Here is a 16,555-nt window from a genome sequence, read left to right on the forward strand (position 1 = left end):
CCTTCGATGATAGCGAGAGCGCCTGAAGGTTCAGGCTCTTCGTCGCAGACTCAGGCGGCGAGAAAGCGGTAGAGGTTGCGCAGCATGCCGGCCGTCGCGCCCCACACGAAGCGCTCGTCGGGTCCGTCCTGGTAGGGCATGGAGTACCACTCGCGCCGGCGGCCATCGACCGCGCTCATCGAATGGCGGCGATGGTTGGCGGGGTCCATCAGCCAGGCCAGCGGCACCTCGAAGGCATGGGCCACTTCGTAAGGGTTGATGGTGAGTTCGAAGTCGGGCTGCACCAGTGCCACGACCGGCGTCACGATGAACGAGGTCACCGTGGTGTAGGTCGGAAGACTGCCCAGCACCTCGACGAACTGCGCCGAGAGCCCCACCTCTTCCCATGCTTCGCGCAACGCGGCGGCCGAAATGTTGGCATCTTCGGGGTCGACGCGGCCGCCCGGAAACGCCACCTGCCCCGAGTGATTCGACAGGTGCGTGGTGCGCTCGGTGAGCAGCACCGTCGCGCCCTGAAGGCGTTGCACGATCGGCACCAGCACGGCCGCCTGCGCAGGCGGTCGGTCGATCATGCGTGGCTCGCGCCGAAGCTCCGGCTCCCACGCAGGCGGCGTGGCAAAGCGCGCGCGCAGGGCCTGCGCCGTCAACTCATGGGCCGACACCGCCGGCAAGCCATCGCTGCCATCCACGAACGGCGCCTCGCGCGGGTCGAACTGCAGCAGCGTGGGCGGCACCACGGCATTGATGGGTTCGAGGGGAGCGGATTGCATGGCGGCGGCGTGAGCGAGGTTGGTCAAGAGGGTGTTGAGCGCAGCGGTCGAGTAGAGCTTAAAAAAGGCGAAGCTGTCTTTGTGTGCGCAGCGCCAATGCAAAAAGCCGCCAGAGCGGCGGCTTTTCTTGCGCGACAGGCCTGCTTATTTGGCAGCAGCCGTCGACTTGCTCGGCAGCTTTTCCTTGATGCGTGCCGAACGACCGCTGCGCTCACGCAGGTAGTACAGCTTGGCGCGGCGCACATCGCCGCGGCGCTTCACTTCGATGGCGGCGATCAGCGGGCTGTAGGTCTGGAACGTACGTTCCACGCCTTCGCCGCTGGAGATCTTGCGCACGGTGAAGCCGCTGTTGAGGCCACGGTTGCGCTTGGCGATCACGACGCCTTCGTAGGCCTGCACGCGCTTGCGGGTGCCTTCGACGACGTTCACGCTGACGATGACCGTGTCACCAGGCATGAAGGGGGGAATGATCTTGCCGAGGCGGGAAATTTCTTCCTGCTCGAGGGTCTGGATGAGGTTCATGACTTCCTGATAGTCGATCGTGTCGGGCTACACAAAAGGCGCTTGGGCTTTCAACAACGAGTCGTTGAACAGACCGGCGCGGCCGGGCAGAGGATCGGGGAGCCCGCGATTATAGCTTTTTTTTCAGCAACGCCTCATCGGCCTTGCCAAGACGCCCCGCAGCGCGCGCCGCGTCTATCAGTTCCGGCCGACGCGCGGCCGATATGGCCAGCCGCTGGTCGCGCCGCCAGCGCTCGATCTGCGCATGGTGGCCTGAGAGCAGCGGCGCCGGCACGCCCTGCCCGCTCCATTGCTCGGGCCGCGTGTAGTGCGGGCAGTCGAGCAGGCCGTCGAGCGCGGGGTTGAAGCTGTCCTGCACATGGCTGGCTTCGTCGCCGAGCACACCGGGCTGCAGGCGCGCCACGGCGTCGAGCAGCGCCATTGCCGCGATCTCTCCGCCGGAGAGAACGAAATCGCCAAGGCTGATCTGGTGCGTGACGCGCGCATCGATGAAACGCTGGTCGATGCCTTCATAGCGTCCGCAGACCAGCACCGCGCCGTCGCTGGCCGACCAGCGCTCGACCGATGCATGCCGCAGCACCTCGCCGATGGGGGCGAACAGCACGACCGGGGCCTGCGCGCCGCGCGCCGCGAGCGCGGCATCAAGGCACGCCGCCAGCGGCTCGGCCATCATCACCATGCCGGGACCGCCGCCGAACGGGCGGTCGTCCACGCGCTTGTAGTTGCCCTGCGCAAAGTCGCGCGGATTCCACAGCACGACTTCTACCTGCTTCGATTCGTAGGCACGGCGCGTCACGCCGCTGGCCATGAAAGGCGCGAACAGTTCGGGAAACAGCGTGAGAACGTCGAAGCGCATGCCGCGCGGTCGCCGGTCAGTATTCGGGTTGCCAGTCGACCGTGATCAGGCGACCAGGCAGATCGACCTTGTCGACGAAGACCGAAACGAAGGGCACCATGCGTTCGATGGCCTTGCCGTCTTCTTCGGCGGCGAGCACCAGCGTGGTCTGCGGCCCCGTGGCGAGCAGCTCGCGCACCTCGCCGAGCACAACGCCTTCGCGGTTGACCACCGACAGACCGATCAGGTCGATCCAGTAGTACTCGTCGTCACCGGCCGTGGGAAAGCTCGAACGCGGCACGAACACGCGCGCGCCGCGCAATGCTTCGGCTGCGTTGCGGTCGGGCACATCGTCGGACGTTGCGACGATGCAGTTGGAGTGTTCTTTGGCTTCGCGGATAGCGAGCCGGAAAGCGCTGCTTGCCGAGGCTCCGGGAGCCTGCAGGAACCAACGCTTGGAAGAAAAAAGCGCCTCGGGTTGGGCGCTGTGGGGCAGGACCTTGAACCAGCCCTTGATGCCCCAGGCATCGGCGATGCGCCCTACTTCAATCGCATCCGCCGGCAATTCGGCGGTTTCGAGTGCGGGCAACATCGCCGTGCGGGCCGGCTTAAGCCGCTGCCTGCGGAGCTGCCGAAGCAGCTTGCTTGATGATGCGCAGAACCGTGGGCGAAGCTTGTGCGCCAACGCTCTTCCAGTAGGCCAGGCGGTCCTGGGCAATACGGATGCTTTCTTCGTTTTCCTTGGCGGTCGGGTTGTAGAAACCCAGGCGCTCGATGAAACGGCCATCGCGGCGAACGCGCTTGTCCGACACGACGATGTTGAAGAAAGGACGGCCCTTAGAGCCGCCGCGGGAGAGTCGAATGACGACCATGATTTATCCTTGGGTGGTCAGCAGGCCTTATGGATGAAGAAGAGGCCCACTCACAATGTTCTTCCAGCGTCGAGACACGCGACATGGCCACCCGGCCAGCGACACGCTGAAAAGCCTGCGATTATAGCCCGACAAGCGTTTTCCCGGAATTCCGGCCTCTCGCAGTCCGTTTCAGCCATCCGTTTCATCCACATGCCTCTCACCCTGCGTCCCAGCCGCGACGACGACGTTGCAGCCATCACGGCCATCTACGCCCACCACGTGCTGCACGGCACCGGCACCTTCGAAACAGAGCCTCCTTCGCCCTCCGACATGGCCGCTCGGCGCGCCGATGTGCTGGCCAAAAATCTGCCGTATCTGGTCGCTGAAGAAAATGGCGAAGTGTTGGGTTTTGCCTACTGCAACTGGTTCAAGCCGCGCCCGGCGTACCGTTTTTCGGCCGAAGACTCGATCTACATGTCGCAGGCGGCGCGCGGCAAGGGCCTGGGCGCCCAATTGCTCGCGGCACTTTCACAGGCCGCCGAAGCGGTTGGCGTGCGCAAGCTGATCGCGGTGATCGGCGACTCCGCCAACGCAGGCTCGGTCGGCGTGCATCGCGGCCAAGGCTTCACGCACGTCGGCACGCTGAAAGACTGCGGCTGGAAGTTCGGCCAATGGCGCGATGTCGTGTTGATGGAAAAGGTGCTCGGCGAAGGCAGCACGACCAATCCCGAACAAACCCCGAACAGCCCCGAATGAAAAACAAGACCACCGCCGCCTGGCTCTCTTTCCTGGGCGGCCCGCTCGGCCTGCACCGCTTCTATCTGCGGGGCATGGGTGACTGGCTCGGCTGGCTGCTGCCCATTCCCACGGCGCTGGGCATCTACGGCATCGAGCGCGTGCGCATGTACGGCGTGGACGACGGCCTGAGCTGGGCGCTGATTCCGCTGCTCGGCTTCACCATTGCAGGCTGCGCACTGATGGCCATCGTCTACGGCCTCATGACGCCCGAAAAATGGAATGCCCGCTTCAACACGAGCGCGCCACAAGACGCGGCGCCCGGCCAGACCAACTGGTTCACCATTGGGGCGGTGGTGATGGCGCTGTTCTTCGGCAGCACGATCCTGATGGCCAGCATCGTGTTCAGCTTTCAGCGCTACTTCGAACACCAGATCGAAGAAGGCCGAAAGATCTCGCAATAGAAGGGCCGCGGGTCGCGGCCCAGGGTCTTCAGAAGACCTGCAGGCTGATCCAGTAGGCAATGGCCGCCACGAAGGCCGAGGCGGGGATGGTGAAGATCCACGCCCACACGATGTTCCCCGCCACGCCCCAGCGCACCGCGCTCATGCGATGCGTGGCGCCGACACCGACGATGGCGCCCGTGATGGTGTGCGTGGTCGACACAGGAATGCCCAGCGCCGTCGCCAGGAACAGCGTCAGCGCGCCGCCGGTCTCGGCGCAGAAGCCGCCCACGGGCTTGAGCTTGGTGATCTTTTGCCCCATCGTCTTCACGATGCGCCAGCCGCCGAACATGGTGCCCAGCGCAATCGCGGTGTAGCAACTGATGATGGTCCACAGCGGCGGCGTAGCGTCGCTGGCAGAGGCATACCCGGTGGCAATCAGCAGCATCCAGATGATGCCGATGGTCTTCTGCGCATCGTTGCCGCCGTGGCCCAGGCTGTAGGCGCCGGCAGACACCAACTGCAGCCGCCGAAACCACCGGTCCACGCGCGACGGCGTGGCGCGCCGGAAGCCCCAGGCCACGGCGATCATCATCATCGAGCCCAGCAAGAAACCCAGCAGAGGCGACACGAAGATGAACGCCACCGTCTTCCAGATGCCCGAGGCCACCAACCCGGTGGCACCCGTCTTGGCGATCACCGCGCCCACGATGCCGCCGATCAGCGCATGCGACGAGCTGCTCGGAATGCCGTAGTACCAGGTGACCAGGTTCCAGCTGATGGCGCCGATGAGCGCGCCGAACACCACGTGCACGTCGACCACCCCCGGCTGGGCGATGCCCTTGCCCACGGTGGCGGCCACGCTGAGGTGGAAGATGAAGATCGCGATCAGGTTGAAGAAAGCCGCGAACACCACGGCCTGCCCCGGCTTGAGCACCCCGGTGGAGACCACCGTCGCGATCGAATTGGCGGCATCGTGAAACCCGTTCATGAAGTCGAACAGGATCGCGAGCACGACCAGCACTATCACCACCCAGAGGGCGACCTGAACCGTTGCCATCGGTTGCTACCCGCTCAGGAGTTCTCGAGGACGATGCCCTCGATCACATTGGCCACGTCTTCGCACTTGTCGGTGATCGTCTCCAGCAATTCGTAGATTGCCTTGAGCTTGATCACCTCGCGCACATCGGGCTCCTCGCGGAACAGCTTGCTCATGGCGCTGCGCATCACGCGGTCGGCATCCGACTCGAGGCGATCGATTTCCTCGCAGGTCTTGAGCACCGCCTCGGCCACGGCCGGGTCGGCGATCTTGCCGAGGAACTGGACGGCGTCCTTCAGGCGGTCGCAGCACTTCACGCTCAAGGCGGTGAGGCGCACGATCTCGTCGGTCATGTGGCGCACGTCGTACAGCGCCATGGTCTCGGCCGAGTCCTGAATCAGGTCGGCCACGTCGTCCATCGTGTTGATGAGCTTGTGGATCTGCTCGCGGTCGATGGGCGTGATGAAGGTCTTGTGGATCAGCCGGTTGACGTCGTGCGTCACGCGGTCGGCCGCGCGCTCGGCGTTGTCGACATCGCGGTTGTACTGCTCACGCAGGTGCACGTCGTTGTAGTTGGCAACGAGTTGCTCGAAAGCCCTCGCCGCCTCCACGATGCGCTCGGCGTGCTGGTTGAACATCTCGAAGAAATTGCCCTCGCGGGGCAGCAGCTTGCCGAACATGGAAACTCCTGGGGTGCGCCAACCACAACTGGATGACGCCTTCATGAAAAACCCGCGAAGTTTAACGGCTGCCGCGACCGGGCCAGGCCCGGCCTTTCTCAGACGATGCGCTTGACCACCTGGGCCGTGACGCGCGCCAGCGCGGCGCGCGGCACCTTGTCGGGTGCGATCTCGGCCAGCGGCTTCAGCACGAAGGCCCGTTCACGCATGCGGGGATGCGGCAAGGTCAGCGTGGGCGTGTCCATCACCGAATTGCCGTGCATCAGCAGGTCAAGATCGAGCGTGCGCGGCGCATTGGGAAAGGGGCGCTCGCGGCCGGCCTGGGTCTCCAGGCGCTGCAAGGCCACGAGGAACTGCTCGGCGTCCAGCCCGGTGCGCACGGCCACCACGGCGTTGACGAAATCGGGGCCTTCAGCGTCCACCGGTTCGCTGCGGTAGAGCGACGAACGGGCCGTCACCGTCGTGCGCTGCAGCGCACCAATGGCCGTCATGGCCGCCTTGACGGCCGCCTCGGCATCGCCGAGGTTGGCGCCGATGGCCACGAAGGCCTGAACGGTCGGGTAGTCCTCCCGCACGCGGCTGGGCGCTCGGCGGGCAGGCGGTGCGCCCTTGCCCGCCGGCCTCGCACCTGCGGGCCTGGCACCCGCGGGGCGTCCGCCGGCAGGCTTGGCGCCCGCAGACTTGGCACCCGCAGGCTTGGCACCCGCAGGCTTCGCACCTGCCGGCTTGGCGGCCTCGCCACGCGGCGGCTTGCCTGCAGGAGCGCTGCTTTTCTTGCCGTCCTTCGGCTTGTCGAACGCGCTCATGCGCTTTCGGCGTTGCCGCCGCCCTCACCACCACCCGCGGGACGCGGCTTGCGGCGGCGCCGGCGCTTGCGCGGCATGGCTTCGCCATCGGGCGGCACGGCGCCGGCTTCGGTCTCGAACTCTTCCTCGTTGTCCGAGGCGTCCGACGTGTCGTTCTGGCCCACGGCGGCCTCGCCGCGCGGCTTTGGCGTCGGCGGCGTCTCGCGCACCCGCACGCGCTGGCGCACCTTCTGTTCTTCGCGCACCTGCTCCAGCAGGTCGTGGCGGCGCATGTCGTCCGCGGTGCTGAACTCTTGCCACCACTCGGCAATGGCTTCGCTCACCTCGCCCACGTCGGCGCGCAGGCGCATGAAGTCGAAGGCGGCGCGAAAGCGCGCCTGCTCGACCAGGCTGAAGGGCGTGGAGCCGGTGCGCTTGTCGAAGCGCGGCTGCATCATCCAGATCTCGCGCATGTCGGCGGCCAGCTTGCCGCGGCCCGACACGTCGCCGATGCGGGAATTGAACACGTCGTCGATGGCGTCCTGCAGCGCCGGAAACGGCGGCTGCGCGCGCTGGCCGTGGCGGCCTTCCTGGCGCTGGGCCCAGCCGTCGCGCACGTCGGCCCACAGCACGCAGGCCAGCAGGAAGCTGGGCGCCACGGGCTTGCCTTCGCCCACGCGGCGGTCGGTGTCCTGCAGCGCGGCCTTCACGAAGGGCTGTTCGGCACGCTCCACCACCACGTCCAGCAGCGGATAGATGCCGCGCGCCAGGCCGAGCTTGTTGAGTTGCTCGATGGTTGCAATGGCATGGCCGGTCTGCAACAGCTTGAGCATTTCGTCGAACAAGCGGCTCTGGGGCACGTCGGCCAGCAGCTTGCTCGACTCGATCAGCGGGGCCGCCGTCTTGGCTTCCATCTTGAAGCCCAGGGCCGCGAGCTTGGCCGAAAAGCGAATGGCGCGAATGATGCGCACCGGGTCTTCGCGGTAGCGCGTGGCCGGGTCGCCAATCATGCGCAGCGTGAGCTTCTGGGCGTCCTTGATGCCGTTGTGATAGTCCACCACCACCTGGTTGGCCGGGTCGTAGTACATGGCGTTCACGGTGAAGTCGCGGCGCGCCGCGTCTTCTTCCTGCGGGCCCCAGACGTTGTCGCGCAGCACGCGGCCGCTGGCGTCCACTGCGTGCTTCATGCTGGCCAGCTCGCCCTTGCTGGTGCGCTCGTTGCCCGACACCTGCTCGGCGGCGGCGCTGTCCATGGAGGCGCGGAAGGTCGAGACCTCGATCACCTCATGCTCGCGGCCCCGGCCGTACACCACGTGCACGATGCGAAAACGCCGCCCGATGATGAAGGCACGGCGGAACAGCGACTTCACCTGCTCCGGCGTGGCGTTGGTGGCCACGTCGAAGTCCTTGGGGCGCAGCCCCAGCAGCAGGTCGCGCACCGCGCCGCCCACCACGTAGGCCTCGTACCCCGCCTGCTGCAGCGTGGTGACCACGTTTTTCGCGCGTTCGTCGACCAGGGCCGGATCGATCTTGTGAACCTCTGCCGGCACCTCCTGGCGCTTGCCGAAGCGGCTCTTGCCCTGTGCGCTGTCGGCGGACTTGCCGAGCAGTTTGTCGATGAATTTCTTGATCATTGTTGGTTGGAAGCCTTGTTCGCTCTTTTATTCGTTCTCAAGCATGGAGCGGATCAGCGGAATGGTGATCGCGCGTTGCGTCTGCAAGGCATAGCCGTCGAGCTGCGTGAGCAACTCCATCAGGCTGCCCAGGTCGCGGCTGAAGCGGTGCAGCATGTAGTCGAGCACATCGTCGGACAGCATCACGCCGCGCGCATCGGCGGCCTGGCGCAGCACGGCGCGGCGTTCGCTTTCGCTCAGCACCTGCAGGTGGAAGACATGGCCCCAACCCAGCCGGGTGCGCAGGTCTTCTCGCAGCACCAGGTCGGCCGGCGGCAAGGCGCCGGCGGCGACCACGCCGCGCTGCAGGGTCTGGGCGTTGACAAACCAGTTGAAGGCCGCGTGCTGTTGCACGGCGGAGTAGAGGTGCACGTCGTCGAGCAGAACGGCGCCCCAGCGCTCGTCGAACTCGGGCGGCTCCAGCAGGCCGGCGTGCAGCCAGCCCACGCTGGCGCCCTGCTCGCGCAGTGCGACACGCACCGATTCGAGCAGATGGGTCTTGCCACTGCCGCCTTCGCCCCACAGATAGGTCGGCACCGGCGAGTGCAGCACAGGGCTGCCGGCGCCGCCCACCCACAGTTGCAAGTGGCGCAGCGCCGCCTCGTTGGGGCCGGCGAAAAAGGCGTCGAAGCTGGGGCCCGTCGCAATGCCGATATCGAGCGCGAGCTGTTTCATCCCGGGAAGGTTCATGGAGGGGGCCGCGAGGGCCCTTAAAATCGTGAGGAATTCTATCGGCCCGGCCACACTCGTTACCGGCGCCCCCTTCAGTTCCTACTATTCGCGTTCTTTCGCGTCTTTTCGCGTCCTTCCAGACCTCGACACCATGACTTCCCCTACGCCCACCCCCCTCAGCTACAAGGATGCCGGTGTCGATATCGACGCAGGTGACGCACTGGTCGACCGCATCAAGCCGCTGGCCAAGAAGACCATGCGCGAAGGCGTGCTGGCCGGCATCGGCGGCTTCGGCGCCCTGTTCGAGGTGCCCAAACGTTACAAGGAGCCGGTGCTGGTGAGCGGCACCGACGGCGTGGGCACCAAGCTCAAGCTGGCTTTCGAATGGAACATGCACGACACCGTCGGCATTGACCTGGTGGCCATGAGCGTGAACGACGTGCTGGTGCAAGGCGCCGAGCCCCTGTTCTTTCTGGACTACTTCGCCTGCGGCAAGCTGGACGTGGACACCGCCGCTGCCGTCATCGGCGGCATTGCGCGCGGCTGCGAAATCTCCGGCTGCGCCCTGATTGGCGGCGAAACCGCCGAAATGCCCGGCATGTACCCGGCCGGCGAGTACGACCTGGCGGGCTTTGCGGTCGGCGCGGTCGAAAAGTCGAAGATCCTCACGGGCCAGAACGTCAAGCCCGGCGATGTGGTGCTCGGCCTGGCCTCGGCCGGCGTGCATTCCAACGGGTTCAGCCTGGTGCGCAAGGTGATCGAACGCGCCGGCGCCGATTTGCCCGCCACGCTCGACGGCAAGCCCTTCCGCGAAGCCGTCATGGAACCCACCCACCTGTATGTGAAGCCCGTGCTGGAGGCGCTGGCCAAGCACCCGATCAAGGCGCTGGCCCACATCACCGGCGGCGGCCTGCTCGAAAACATTCCGCGCGTGCTGCCCGAAGGCACCGCCGCCCACCTGAAAAAGGGCAGCTGGCCGCAAACCGAGCTGTTCGCCTGGCTGCAGAAGGTGGCCGGCATCGACGACATCGAGATGAACCGCACCTTCAACAACGGCATCGGCATGGTGGTGGTGATCGAGGCGGCCGAAGCCGCCGCCTGCGCCGCCACGCTGCGCGCCGCCGGCGAATCGGTGCATGAAATCGGCGTGATTGCCGCGCGCGGCGAAGGCGCCGCGGTGGTCGTCGGCTGAGCGCCGGCTGCTCCGTCCACTTATTGAGCAGAGCAAGCACCGCCCCGGATGGCCAAGAAGCCGCAACCCATCAACCCCGCCCTGACTGCGGCGCCCGCCCCCCGTCCCACCGCCTCGCGCGGCGTGATGGTTGCCAGCTACCTGCTTATGCTGGCGGCCCTGCTGCTGGTGATGTGGGAGCACCTGCTGCCGGGGCTGCTGTGCGTGTGCATCGGCTTCCTGGCCACGCGCTGGTTCGCCCGCGTGTTGACAGGCGGCCTGCAACGCATGCCGGCGCTGGCCAGGCGGCCTGAACGCGCCGCCGGCTGGGCCAATGTGCTGGCCGTCATTCTGGTGCTGCTGGGGCCCATCGCCCTGCTCACGCTGGCGCTGTCGCAGGCGCGCGAATACATCGTCGACGCGCCCGACCAGTACCGCGAGCTGCTCGACTACACGGCGCGCACCGTGCTCGAGCTGCGCAGCAAGCTGCCGGTCGAAATTGCCGCCTACCTGCCCGAGGGCGCGGCCGAAATCCAGCGCGTCATTGCCAACTACCTGCGCGCCCAGGCCGGTTCGCTGGCCATGGCGGGGCGGGCCTGGCTGCATGGGCTGCTGTTTTCGTATGTGGGGCTGATCGTCGGCGCACTGGCCGCCGTGTCGCATGCGCCGCTGCGCCGCAGGCCGCTGGCCGAGCAGCTGCACCAGCGCGTGGAAATCTTCGGCGAGGCCTTCGGGCAGATCGTGGCGGCCCAGTTCTGGATTGCAGCCTTCAACACGCTGCTGACGGCCATCTTCCTGCTGTTCATCATGCCGATGTGGGGCGCGCACCTGCCGTACACGCCGGCGCTGATCACCCTCACCTTCCTGGCCGGGCTGGTGCCGATCGTGGGCAACCTGGTGTGCAACTCGGTCATCACCCTGGTGGGGCTGTCGGTGTCGCCGGTGACGGCGGCGGCCTGCCTGATCTTTCTGATCGTGATCCACAAGGCCGAGTACGTCATCAACGCCAAGGTGGTCGGCGCGCGCACGCAGATGAGCGTGTGGGAGCTGCTGGCCGTGATGTTCGTGGCCGAGGCGGTGTTCGGGCCGGCCGGGCTGGTGGCGGCGCCGCTGTACTACGCGTACCTGAAAAAAGAACTCCAGGCGGCGGCGCTGGTCTGACGGACAGGCCGGACGCAATGTCCGGATCTGATCGGTTCTGGTCTGCCTCCGAGCGGCCTGCGGGCTGTTGGCGCAGAAGAATAGAGGGCATCATCCACTTATCTTCCGCGAGCCCCGCCATGAAAACCTGTCTGATTGTGATCGATGCCCAGGAGTCGTTTCGCCAGCGTCCGTATTGGAACGAAGCGCTGGGCGCTGTCTACTTGGCCGAGCAGAACGCGCTGATCGCGGGCTGCGCCACCGCTGGCGTGCCGATCGTGCGGGTCTTTCACACCGACGCACCGGTCGACGCCGGCAACCCCTTCGCGGTCGAATCGGGCCATGTGCGCCCCATTGGTGGCCTGGCGGCCTTCGACGCCACCGCCACCTTCACCAAGCACCGCCACAGCGCGCTGGTCAACAGCGGGCTGGACGTCTGGCTCACGCAGAACGGCATCGGGCGGCTGATTGTGAGCGGCATCCGCACCGAGCAGTGCTGCGAGACCACCACGCGCCACGCCTCCGACCTGGGCTGGGAGGTCGACTACGTGCTCGACGCCACGCTCACCTTCGACATGCTGCAGCCGGACGGCAAGCCGCTGTCGGCCGCCGACATCAAGGTGCGCACCGCCACCGTGCTGCAGGGCCGGTTCGCCACCGTGTGCACCGTGGCGCAGGCGCTGGAACGGGCGGGCGCATGAGCGGCGCGACATTGCGCGTGCTGATCCTGGCCTTCGACGGCGTCGAGGCGCTCGACTTTGCCGGCCCCTTCGAGGTGTTCACCACCGCCAGCCGTGTCGCCCAGCGCCTGCGGCCGGGCTCGGCGGCGCCGTTCGACGTGGCCTCGGTGGCCGAGGGGGCCCCGGGCCAGCCCGTGCAGGCGCGCGCCGGCCTTCAGTTGCTGGCCCAGCACACGCTGGCGGCCAGCCCGCAGGCCGACGTGCTCATCGTTCCGGGTGGCGTGGTCGATGCGCCACTGGCCAGCCCGGACACCCTGCGCTGGATTGCCCACCAGGCCGCCGGCGCGCAGGTGACCGCCTCGGTCTGCACCGGCGCCTTCCTTCTGGCGGCCAGCGGCGTGGTAACGACCGACGCCGTCACCACCCACTGGGAAGACATTGCCGACCTGCGCGCCCGGTTCCCCGCACTCGACGTGCGCGAGGGCGTGCGCTGGGTCGACAACGGCCGCATCGTCAGCTCGGCGGGCATCAGCGCCGGCATCGACATGAGCCTGCACCTCGTGGCGCGGCTGGCCGGCGCTGAGCTGGCCGAGCGCACCGCGCGCCAGATGGACTACGCATGGACCCACAACCCCAACCCCAACCCCACCACATCCGCGTAGTCTTCGTGCTGCTGCCCGGCAGCCTGGTGCTCGACTGGGCAGGGCCGGCCGAGGCGCTGCGCATCTGCAACCAGCGGCTGCGCGCCATGGGGCAGCCGGAGCGCTTCGCGATCGAGTTCGCCAGCCCGCGGCCCACCGCCGTCGGCTCGGTCGGCGTGGCGCTGGCCGGGCTGTCGCCATTGCCCAATCGGTGGGACGGCGCCGGCTGGGTGGTGCTGGTCGGCATGCCCGGCGACACGATTGCCATCGACAACCCAGAGACGCAAGACCTGCTGCACTGGCTGCGCGGCCAGCGCTTCGAGCGCGGCCGGCTGGAGCTGGTGACCATCTGCGCGGGCGCGGTGCTGGCCGCGCATGCCGGCGCGCTCGCGGGGCGGCGCGCCACCACTCACCACCATCACCTGGGCGAGCTGCGCGCGGTGGAACCCCGCTGCGACGTGGTGAGCAACCGGGTGTTCGTGATCGATCCGCCGCTGTACAGCAGCGCCGGCGTGACCACCGGCATCGACCTGGTGCTGCACCGCATCGGCGAACTCTGCGGCGAAGCACTGGCCGCGCAGGTCGCGCAGACCATGGTGGTGGCACTGCGCCGCGGCCCGCAAGACCCGGAGCTGTCACCCTTTCTGGCCTACCGCAACCATCTGCACGCCGCGCTGCACCGGGTGCAGGACGCGGTCAGCGAGCAGCCGCAGGCCGAGTGGAGCGTGCCGCGCATGGCCGAGGTGGCGCACACGTCGGCGCGGCACCTCACGCGGCTGTTCGTGGAGCATGCCGGCGTGGCGCCGCTGGCCTACCTGCGCCGGCTGCGGCTGGCCACGGCGCAACTGGCACTGGCCTCGGGCGCCAGCGTGACGCGGGCGGCGGAACAGTCGGGCTTTGGCTCGGACACGCAACTGCGCCGCGCGTGGCACCAGTTCGGCCTGCCCGGCTCGCCGTCAGAGGCGAACTGAGCGCGGCACGCGCAGCCGCTGGTGTTCAGCTCCTCAGGGCAGATGGCTGCAAAAACGCAGCACATGGCCATCGGGCTCGCGGATCGCGAATTCGCGCAGGCCCCAGGGCTGCGACACCGGCGGCTCGATGACCGTCACGCCGCGCTTCACATAGGCCGCGTGCAGGCCGTCGATGTCCTTGCCCACATGAATCACGATTTCGCCGCGCCAGGGCCTGGCGTCGCGCGTGTGGCATTGCCACAGACGCAAACAGACGGGCTCGCTCCGGGTGCGGTCGCCCTTCTTCACGCGGGCGTAGCTGGGCGGCTCCCCGGCGATGAAGTCGAGCTCGAAGCCCAGCACATCGCAAAACCAGCGCGCGGCACGGGACACGTCGGACACCGGCAGCACCGGCTCCACGCCATGGAACTCGTGCAGGGTGCCCAGGTCGGGCGCCGGGCTCACACCGGCCTTGGCGCTCATCAGCTGGCCAGTCGGCGCAGGGTGGCGACGCGCTCGGCGATCAGATCGATGTCCAGCGCGTCCTCGGCCTTGCCCAGGTAGGTTTCCAGGTCTTGCACGGCATGCGCGGTGTTGCCCTGTTCGGCATGCGCGATGCCGCGGTCGCGGTACTCGCCCCAGGCGCTGGGCAGCAACACCACCAGGCGGTCTTGCACGGCAATGACGCGCTGCCAGTCTTCCTGCGCCTGGTGCACTTCCTTCAGGTTGCGCAGCATGCGCCCGATGATTTCGCGCGGGCTGGACGGCTGCAGGTACAGGCCCAGCGGCACGTCGAAGTCGCCGACCAGGCCGTTGCTGCGCTTGTAGGGCTCCAGCCGCTCGCCCAGTTCTTCGCGCGAGAGCGACTTGCCGGTGAACGGATCGATCACCACCTGCCCCTTGGGCAGCGTCACCTTCAGCATGAAGTGCCCCGGAAACCCGACGCCGCGCGCCTGCAGGCCCAGGCCCTGCGCCAACTCCATCCACAGCACGGCCAGCGAGATGGGGATGCCGCGGCGGGTGCGCAGCACGGCGTTCAGGTAGCTGTTGTCGGGGTCGTAGTAGTCGTTGACGTTGCCGCCGAAGTTCAGGTCGCTGAAGAAGAACTGGTTCAGGGCGCGCAGGCGGGCCAGCGGCGCGGCGTCTGAAGGCAGGCGGCGCTTGAGGCGCGCCAGCAGCTGGTCGACATCGCCGAGCACCTGCTGCACGTCGAGTTCGGGGTACTCGTCCTGCGCGAGGCTGGCGGCGGCTTCGAGCAGCGGAAAGTGATCGTCGCTGCGCACCAGGGACTCGAAGTACTCCAGTGCGGTGGGAAGCTGAAAGCTGAACGTCATGTGTCTTTGTAGAGGAGCCCGCTCACAGCGTCAAGCAAGGACGCGGCGCCGGAACGGTGCCGGAGTCAACGGCGCACGAAGCTGCGCAGGCGCACGCCCACCGCGGTGAGCACGGCGAAATACAGCAGCGCCGCGCCGGCGATCAGCGCGGCCAGCAGGCCGATGCGCAGCAGGCGCTGCTCGCGCAGGCCGACCCAGTCGAAATGCTGCGAGCCCCAGGCCAGCAGCACCGCCAGCACCAGCGTGCCCGCCAGCACCTGCAGCGCGAACTTGCCCCAGCCGGGTTCAGGCTTGTAGCTGCCGCGGCGCACCAGCCCGATCAGCAGCCAGATGGAATTGACCAGCGCGCCGATGGCAATGGTCAGCGTGAGCGCCGCATGCTGAAACACCGGCACCAGGAAGACATTGAGCACCTGCGTGAGCACCAGCACGCCCACCGCAATGAGCATGGGCGTGCGGGTGTCGTGCTTGGCGTAGTAGCCGGGCGCCAGCACCTTCACCGCCACGATGCCGACCAAACCGACGCCGTAGCCCATGAGCGCCAGCGTGGTGTGGCCGACGTCCTCACCGGTGTAGGCGCCGTTGTGGAACAGCACCGCCACCAGCGGCTTGGCGAACAACAGCAGCGCCACGGCACAGGGCGCTGACAGCAGCACCACCAGGCGCAGGCCCCAGTCGAGCAGCGACGAATAACGGGCGTCGTCCTTGGCGGCACGGGCGCCGGCCAGTTGCGGCATCAGCACCACGCCCAGCGCCACGCCCAGCATGGCGGTGGGGAACTCCATCAGCCGGTCGGCATTGGTGACCCAGGTCACGCTGCCCACGGCCAGGTGCGAGGCGATCTGCGTATTGATGAGCAAAGAAATCTGCGCCACGCTCACGCCCAGCAGGGCGGGCAGCATCAGCTTGAGCACCTTGCGGGTGGTCGGGTCGCTCCACGCGGCGCGCAGCGCCTTGAAGCTAGCGCCAATGCGCGGCATCAGCCCGAGCTTGCGCAGCGCCGGAATCTGCAGCGCCAACTGCAGCACGCCGCCCACCAGCACGCCCACGCACTGGGCATAGATCGGCTCGATGCCCCAGCGGCGAAACAGCGGCGCGCCGACCGAAATCGACAGAATCAGCGCAATGTTCAGCAGCACCGGCGAGGCCGCCGGCACCGCGAACTTGCGCCAGGTGTTCAGAATGCCGCCCGCCAGCGCCACCAGCGACATGAAGCCGATGTAAGGGAACATCCAGCGCGTCATGACCACGGCCGCATCGAAACCCGGCAGGCCGCTGGCCATGGCCCAGACCAGCAGCGGCGCGCCAAGCACGCCGACCACGCACACGATCACCAGCGTCCATGTGAGCAGCGTGGCGACATGGTCGATCAGTTGCTGGGCGCCCTCCTGCCCGGCTTCGGTCTTTTGCGCCGCCAGCACCGGCACGAAGGCCTGGCTGAAGGCGCCTTCGCCGAAGACCCGGCGAAACAGATTGGGTATGCGAAAGGCGACGTTGAACGCGTCGGTCAGCGCGCTCACGCCGAACACCGAGGCAAACAGCACGTCGCGCACAAGGCCCGTGATCCGCGAGGCGAGGGTCAGCAGGGAGACGGTGGAGGCGGATTTGAGCAGTGACACGGGGGCCGAGTG

General features: G+C 67.4%; 20 protein-coding genes. 7 read left to right on the forward strand and 13 right to left on the reverse strand.

The annotated features are described in order from the left end of the window. Positions 1–50: 50 nt before the first annotated feature. The 5 genes from VLK31_RS01630 to rpsP form a co-directional block, all read right to left on the reverse strand. On the reverse strand, positions 51–770 hold the full coding sequence (locus VLK31_RS01630; RefSeq protein ID WP_409166622.1) for a CoA pyrophosphatase: 720 nt from the start codon (positions 768–770) through the stop codon (positions 51–53). 144 nt (positions 771–914) lie between these two features. Further along, positions 915–1,292 (reverse strand): 50S ribosomal protein L19, encoded by a 378-nt coding sequence (gene rplS, locus VLK31_RS01635; protein ID WP_409166623.1) that lies wholly within the window; start codon positions 1,290–1,292, stop codon positions 915–917. Positions 1,293–1,401: 109 nt separating this feature from the next. After that, positions 1,402–2,148, reverse strand: coding sequence for a tRNA (guanosine(37)-N1)-methyltransferase TrmD (gene trmD, locus VLK31_RS01640; protein ID WP_409166624.1), 747 nt, complete (start codon positions 2,146–2,148; stop codon positions 1,402–1,404). A gap of 16 nt (positions 2,149–2,164) precedes the next feature. After that, a complete protein-coding gene (gene rimM, locus VLK31_RS01645) occupies positions 2,165–2,719 on the reverse strand; it encodes a ribosome maturation factor RimM (RefSeq protein ID WP_409167346.1) in 555 nt (184 codons plus the stop codon). A 16-nt stretch (positions 2,720–2,735) separates the two neighbouring features. Further along, positions 2,736–2,999 carry a 30S ribosomal protein S16 gene (gene rpsP, locus VLK31_RS01650; protein WP_409166625.1) on the reverse strand — a complete coding sequence of 88 codons (264 nt, stop codon included), beginning with the start codon at positions 2,997–2,999 and terminating at the stop codon, positions 2,736–2,738. Positions 3,000–3,191: 192 nt separating this feature from the next. On the opposite strand from rpsP, the gene VLK31_RS01655 reads away from it, so the two are divergent. Continuing rightward, positions 3,192–3,737 carry a GNAT family N-acetyltransferase gene (locus tag VLK31_RS01655; protein WP_409167347.1) on the forward strand — a complete coding sequence of 182 codons (546 nt, stop codon included), beginning with the start codon at positions 3,192–3,194 and terminating at the stop codon, positions 3,735–3,737. Continuing rightward, positions 3,734–4,180 (forward strand): NINE protein, encoded by a 447-nt coding sequence (locus tag VLK31_RS01660; RefSeq protein ID WP_409166626.1) that lies wholly within the window; start codon positions 3,734–3,736, stop codon positions 4,178–4,180. Before VLK31_RS01655 ends, VLK31_RS01660 begins: the two co-directional genes overlap by 4 nt. 28 nt (positions 4,181–4,208) lie before the next feature. Here VLK31_RS01660 and VLK31_RS01665 read toward each other — a convergent pair whose 3' ends face one another. The 5 genes from VLK31_RS01665 to hda all read right to left on the reverse strand — a co-directional run bounded on the left by VLK31_RS01665 (position 4,209) and on the right by hda (position 9,011). Next, a complete protein-coding gene (locus VLK31_RS01665; RefSeq protein WP_409166627.1) occupies positions 4,209–5,219 on the reverse strand; it encodes an anion permease in 1,011 nt (336 codons plus the stop codon). A gap of 14 nt (positions 5,220–5,233) precedes the next feature. After that, entirely contained in the window at positions 5,234–5,878 is a 645-nt protein-coding gene (locus VLK31_RS01670; protein ID WP_409166628.1) for a DUF47 domain-containing protein, read from the reverse strand. A 98-nt stretch (positions 5,879–5,976) separates the two neighbouring features. Then, the gene (gene folK / locus VLK31_RS01675; protein WP_409166629.1) at positions 5,977–6,684 is read right to left on the reverse strand and encodes a 2-amino-4-hydroxy-6-hydroxymethyldihydropteridine diphosphokinase; all 708 of its coding nucleotides are present in this window, start codon (positions 6,682–6,684) and stop codon (positions 5,977–5,979) included. Next, complete coding sequence (pcnB, locus tag VLK31_RS01680; protein WP_409166630.1) at positions 6,681–8,297, reverse strand: polynucleotide adenylyltransferase PcnB; 1,617 nt, start codon at positions 8,295–8,297, stop codon at positions 6,681–6,683. The genes folK and pcnB overlap by 4 nt, the downstream gene beginning before the upstream one ends. 27 nt (positions 8,298–8,324) lie before the next feature. Continuing rightward, the gene (hda, locus tag VLK31_RS01685) at positions 8,325–9,011 is read right to left on the reverse strand and encodes a DnaA regulatory inactivator Hda (protein ID WP_409167348.1); all 687 of its coding nucleotides are present in this window, start codon (positions 9,009–9,011) and stop codon (positions 8,325–8,327) included. Positions 9,012–9,159: 148 nt separating this feature from the next. Here hda and purM point away from each other — a divergent pair, with 148 nt between their 5' ends. The 5 genes from purM (at position 9,160) to VLK31_RS01710 (ending at position 13,611) form a co-directional block, all read left to right on the forward strand. Then, on the forward strand, positions 9,160–10,200 hold the full coding sequence (gene purM / locus VLK31_RS01690; protein ID WP_409166631.1) for a phosphoribosylformylglycinamidine cyclo-ligase: 1,041 nt from the start codon (positions 9,160–9,162) through the stop codon (positions 10,198–10,200). Between the two features lie 48 nt (positions 10,201–10,248). Next, positions 10,249–11,340 (forward strand): AI-2E family transporter, encoded by a 1,092-nt coding sequence (locus VLK31_RS01695; RefSeq protein WP_409166632.1) that lies wholly within the window; start codon positions 10,249–10,251, stop codon positions 11,338–11,340. 119 nt (positions 11,341–11,459) lie between these two features. Further along, positions 11,460–12,020 (forward strand): isochorismatase family protein, encoded by a 561-nt coding sequence (locus VLK31_RS01700; protein ID WP_409166633.1) that lies wholly within the window; start codon positions 11,460–11,462, stop codon positions 12,018–12,020. Further along, positions 12,017–12,661 carry a DJ-1/PfpI family protein gene (locus VLK31_RS01705; RefSeq protein ID WP_409166634.1) on the forward strand — a complete coding sequence of 215 codons (645 nt, stop codon included), beginning with the start codon at positions 12,017–12,019 and terminating at the stop codon, positions 12,659–12,661. The genes VLK31_RS01700 and VLK31_RS01705 overlap by 4 nt, the downstream gene beginning before the upstream one ends. After that, complete coding sequence (locus tag VLK31_RS01710; RefSeq protein ID WP_409166635.1) at positions 12,619–13,611, forward strand: GlxA family transcriptional regulator; 993 nt, start codon at positions 12,619–12,621, stop codon at positions 13,609–13,611. Before VLK31_RS01705 ends, VLK31_RS01710 begins: the two co-directional genes overlap by 43 nt. A gap of 33 nt (positions 13,612–13,644) precedes the next feature. Here the strand turns inward: VLK31_RS01710 and VLK31_RS01715 are convergent, their stop codons facing one another. From VLK31_RS01715 to murJ, 3 genes are all read right to left on the reverse strand, one after another. Then, positions 13,645–14,073: a bleomycin resistance protein gene (locus tag VLK31_RS01715; RefSeq protein ID WP_409166636.1), complete on the reverse strand. Its 429-nt coding sequence runs from the start codon at positions 14,071–14,073 to the stop codon at positions 13,645–13,647. After that, positions 14,073–14,924: a SirB1 family protein gene (locus VLK31_RS01720; RefSeq protein ID WP_409166637.1), complete on the reverse strand. Its 852-nt coding sequence runs from the start codon at positions 14,922–14,924 to the stop codon at positions 14,073–14,075. The genes VLK31_RS01715 and VLK31_RS01720 overlap by 1 nt, the downstream gene beginning before the upstream one ends. Positions 14,925–14,989: 65 nt before the next feature. After that, positions 14,990–16,543: a murein biosynthesis integral membrane protein MurJ gene (gene murJ, locus VLK31_RS01725; RefSeq protein ID WP_409166638.1), complete on the reverse strand. Its 1,554-nt coding sequence runs from the start codon at positions 16,541–16,543 to the stop codon at positions 14,990–14,992. Between the last annotated feature and the right edge of the window lie 12 nt (positions 16,544–16,555).

Source organism: Variovorax sp. H27-G14 (assembly GCF_046156345.1).
Taxonomy (GTDB): Bacteria; Pseudomonadota; Gammaproteobacteria; order Burkholderiales; family Burkholderiaceae_C; genus Variovorax.

Bases quoted from the DNA above. Each gene is read 5' to 3' on its own strand.
- VLK31_RS01705 (WP_409166634.1), top strand. From the start codon at position 12,017: ATGAGCGGCGCGACATTGCGCGTGCTGATCCTGGCCTTCGACGGCGTC.
- VLK31_RS01655 (WP_409167347.1), top strand. From the start codon at position 3,192: ATGCCTCTCACCCTGCGTCCCAGCCGCGACGACGACGTTGCAGCCATC.
- VLK31_RS01665 (WP_409166627.1), bottom strand. From the start codon at position 5,219: ATGGCAACGGTTCAGGTCGCCCTCTGGGTGGTGATAGTGCTGGTCGTG.
- folK (WP_409166629.1), bottom strand. From the start codon at position 6,684: ATGAGCGCGTTCGACAAGCCGAAGGACGGCAAGAAAAGCAGCGCTCCT.
- VLK31_RS01715 (WP_409166636.1), bottom strand. From the start codon at position 14,073: ATGAGCGCCAAGGCCGGTGTGAGCCCGGCGCCCGACCTGGGCACCCTG.
- VLK31_RS01660 (WP_409166626.1), top strand. From the start codon at position 3,734: ATGAAAAACAAGACCACCGCCGCCTGGCTCTCTTTCCTGGGCGGCCCG.
- purM (WP_409166631.1), top strand. From the start codon at position 9,160: ATGACTTCCCCTACGCCCACCCCCCTCAGCTACAAGGATGCCGGTGTC.
- hda (WP_409167348.1), bottom strand. From the start codon at position 9,011: ATGAAACAGCTCGCGCTCGATATCGGCATTGCGACGGGCCCCAGCTTC.
- VLK31_RS01700 (WP_409166633.1), top strand. From the start codon at position 11,460: ATGAAAACCTGTCTGATTGTGATCGATGCCCAGGAGTCGTTTCGCCAG.
- pcnB (WP_409166630.1), bottom strand. From the start codon at position 8,297: ATGATCAAGAAATTCATCGACAAACTGCTCGGCAAGTCCGCCGACAGC.
- VLK31_RS01670 (WP_409166628.1), bottom strand. From the start codon at position 5,878: ATGTTCGGCAAGCTGCTGCCCCGCGAGGGCAATTTCTTCGAGATGTTC.
- rimM (WP_409167346.1), bottom strand. From the start codon at position 2,719: ATGTTGCCCGCACTCGAAACCGCCGAATTGCCGGCGGATGCGATTGAA.
- rpsP (WP_409166625.1), bottom strand. From the start codon at position 2,999: ATGGTCGTCATTCGACTCTCCCGCGGCGGCTCTAAGGGCCGTCCTTTC.
- trmD (WP_409166624.1), bottom strand. From the start codon at position 2,148: ATGCGCTTCGACGTTCTCACGCTGTTTCCCGAACTGTTCGCGCCTTTC.
- VLK31_RS01720 (WP_409166637.1), bottom strand. From the start codon at position 14,924: ATGACGTTCAGCTTTCAGCTTCCCACCGCACTGGAGTACTTCGAGTCC.
- rplS (WP_409166623.1), bottom strand. From the start codon at position 1,292: ATGAACCTCATCCAGACCCTCGAGCAGGAAGAAATTTCCCGCCTCGGC.
- VLK31_RS01695 (WP_409166632.1), top strand. From the start codon at position 10,249: ATGGCCAAGAAGCCGCAACCCATCAACCCCGCCCTGACTGCGGCGCCC.
- VLK31_RS01630 (WP_409166622.1), bottom strand. From the start codon at position 770: ATGCAATCCGCTCCCCTCGAACCCATCAATGCCGTGGTGCCGCCCACG.
- VLK31_RS01710 (WP_409166635.1), top strand. From the start codon at position 12,619: ATGGACCCACAACCCCAACCCCAACCCCACCACATCCGCGTAGTCTTC.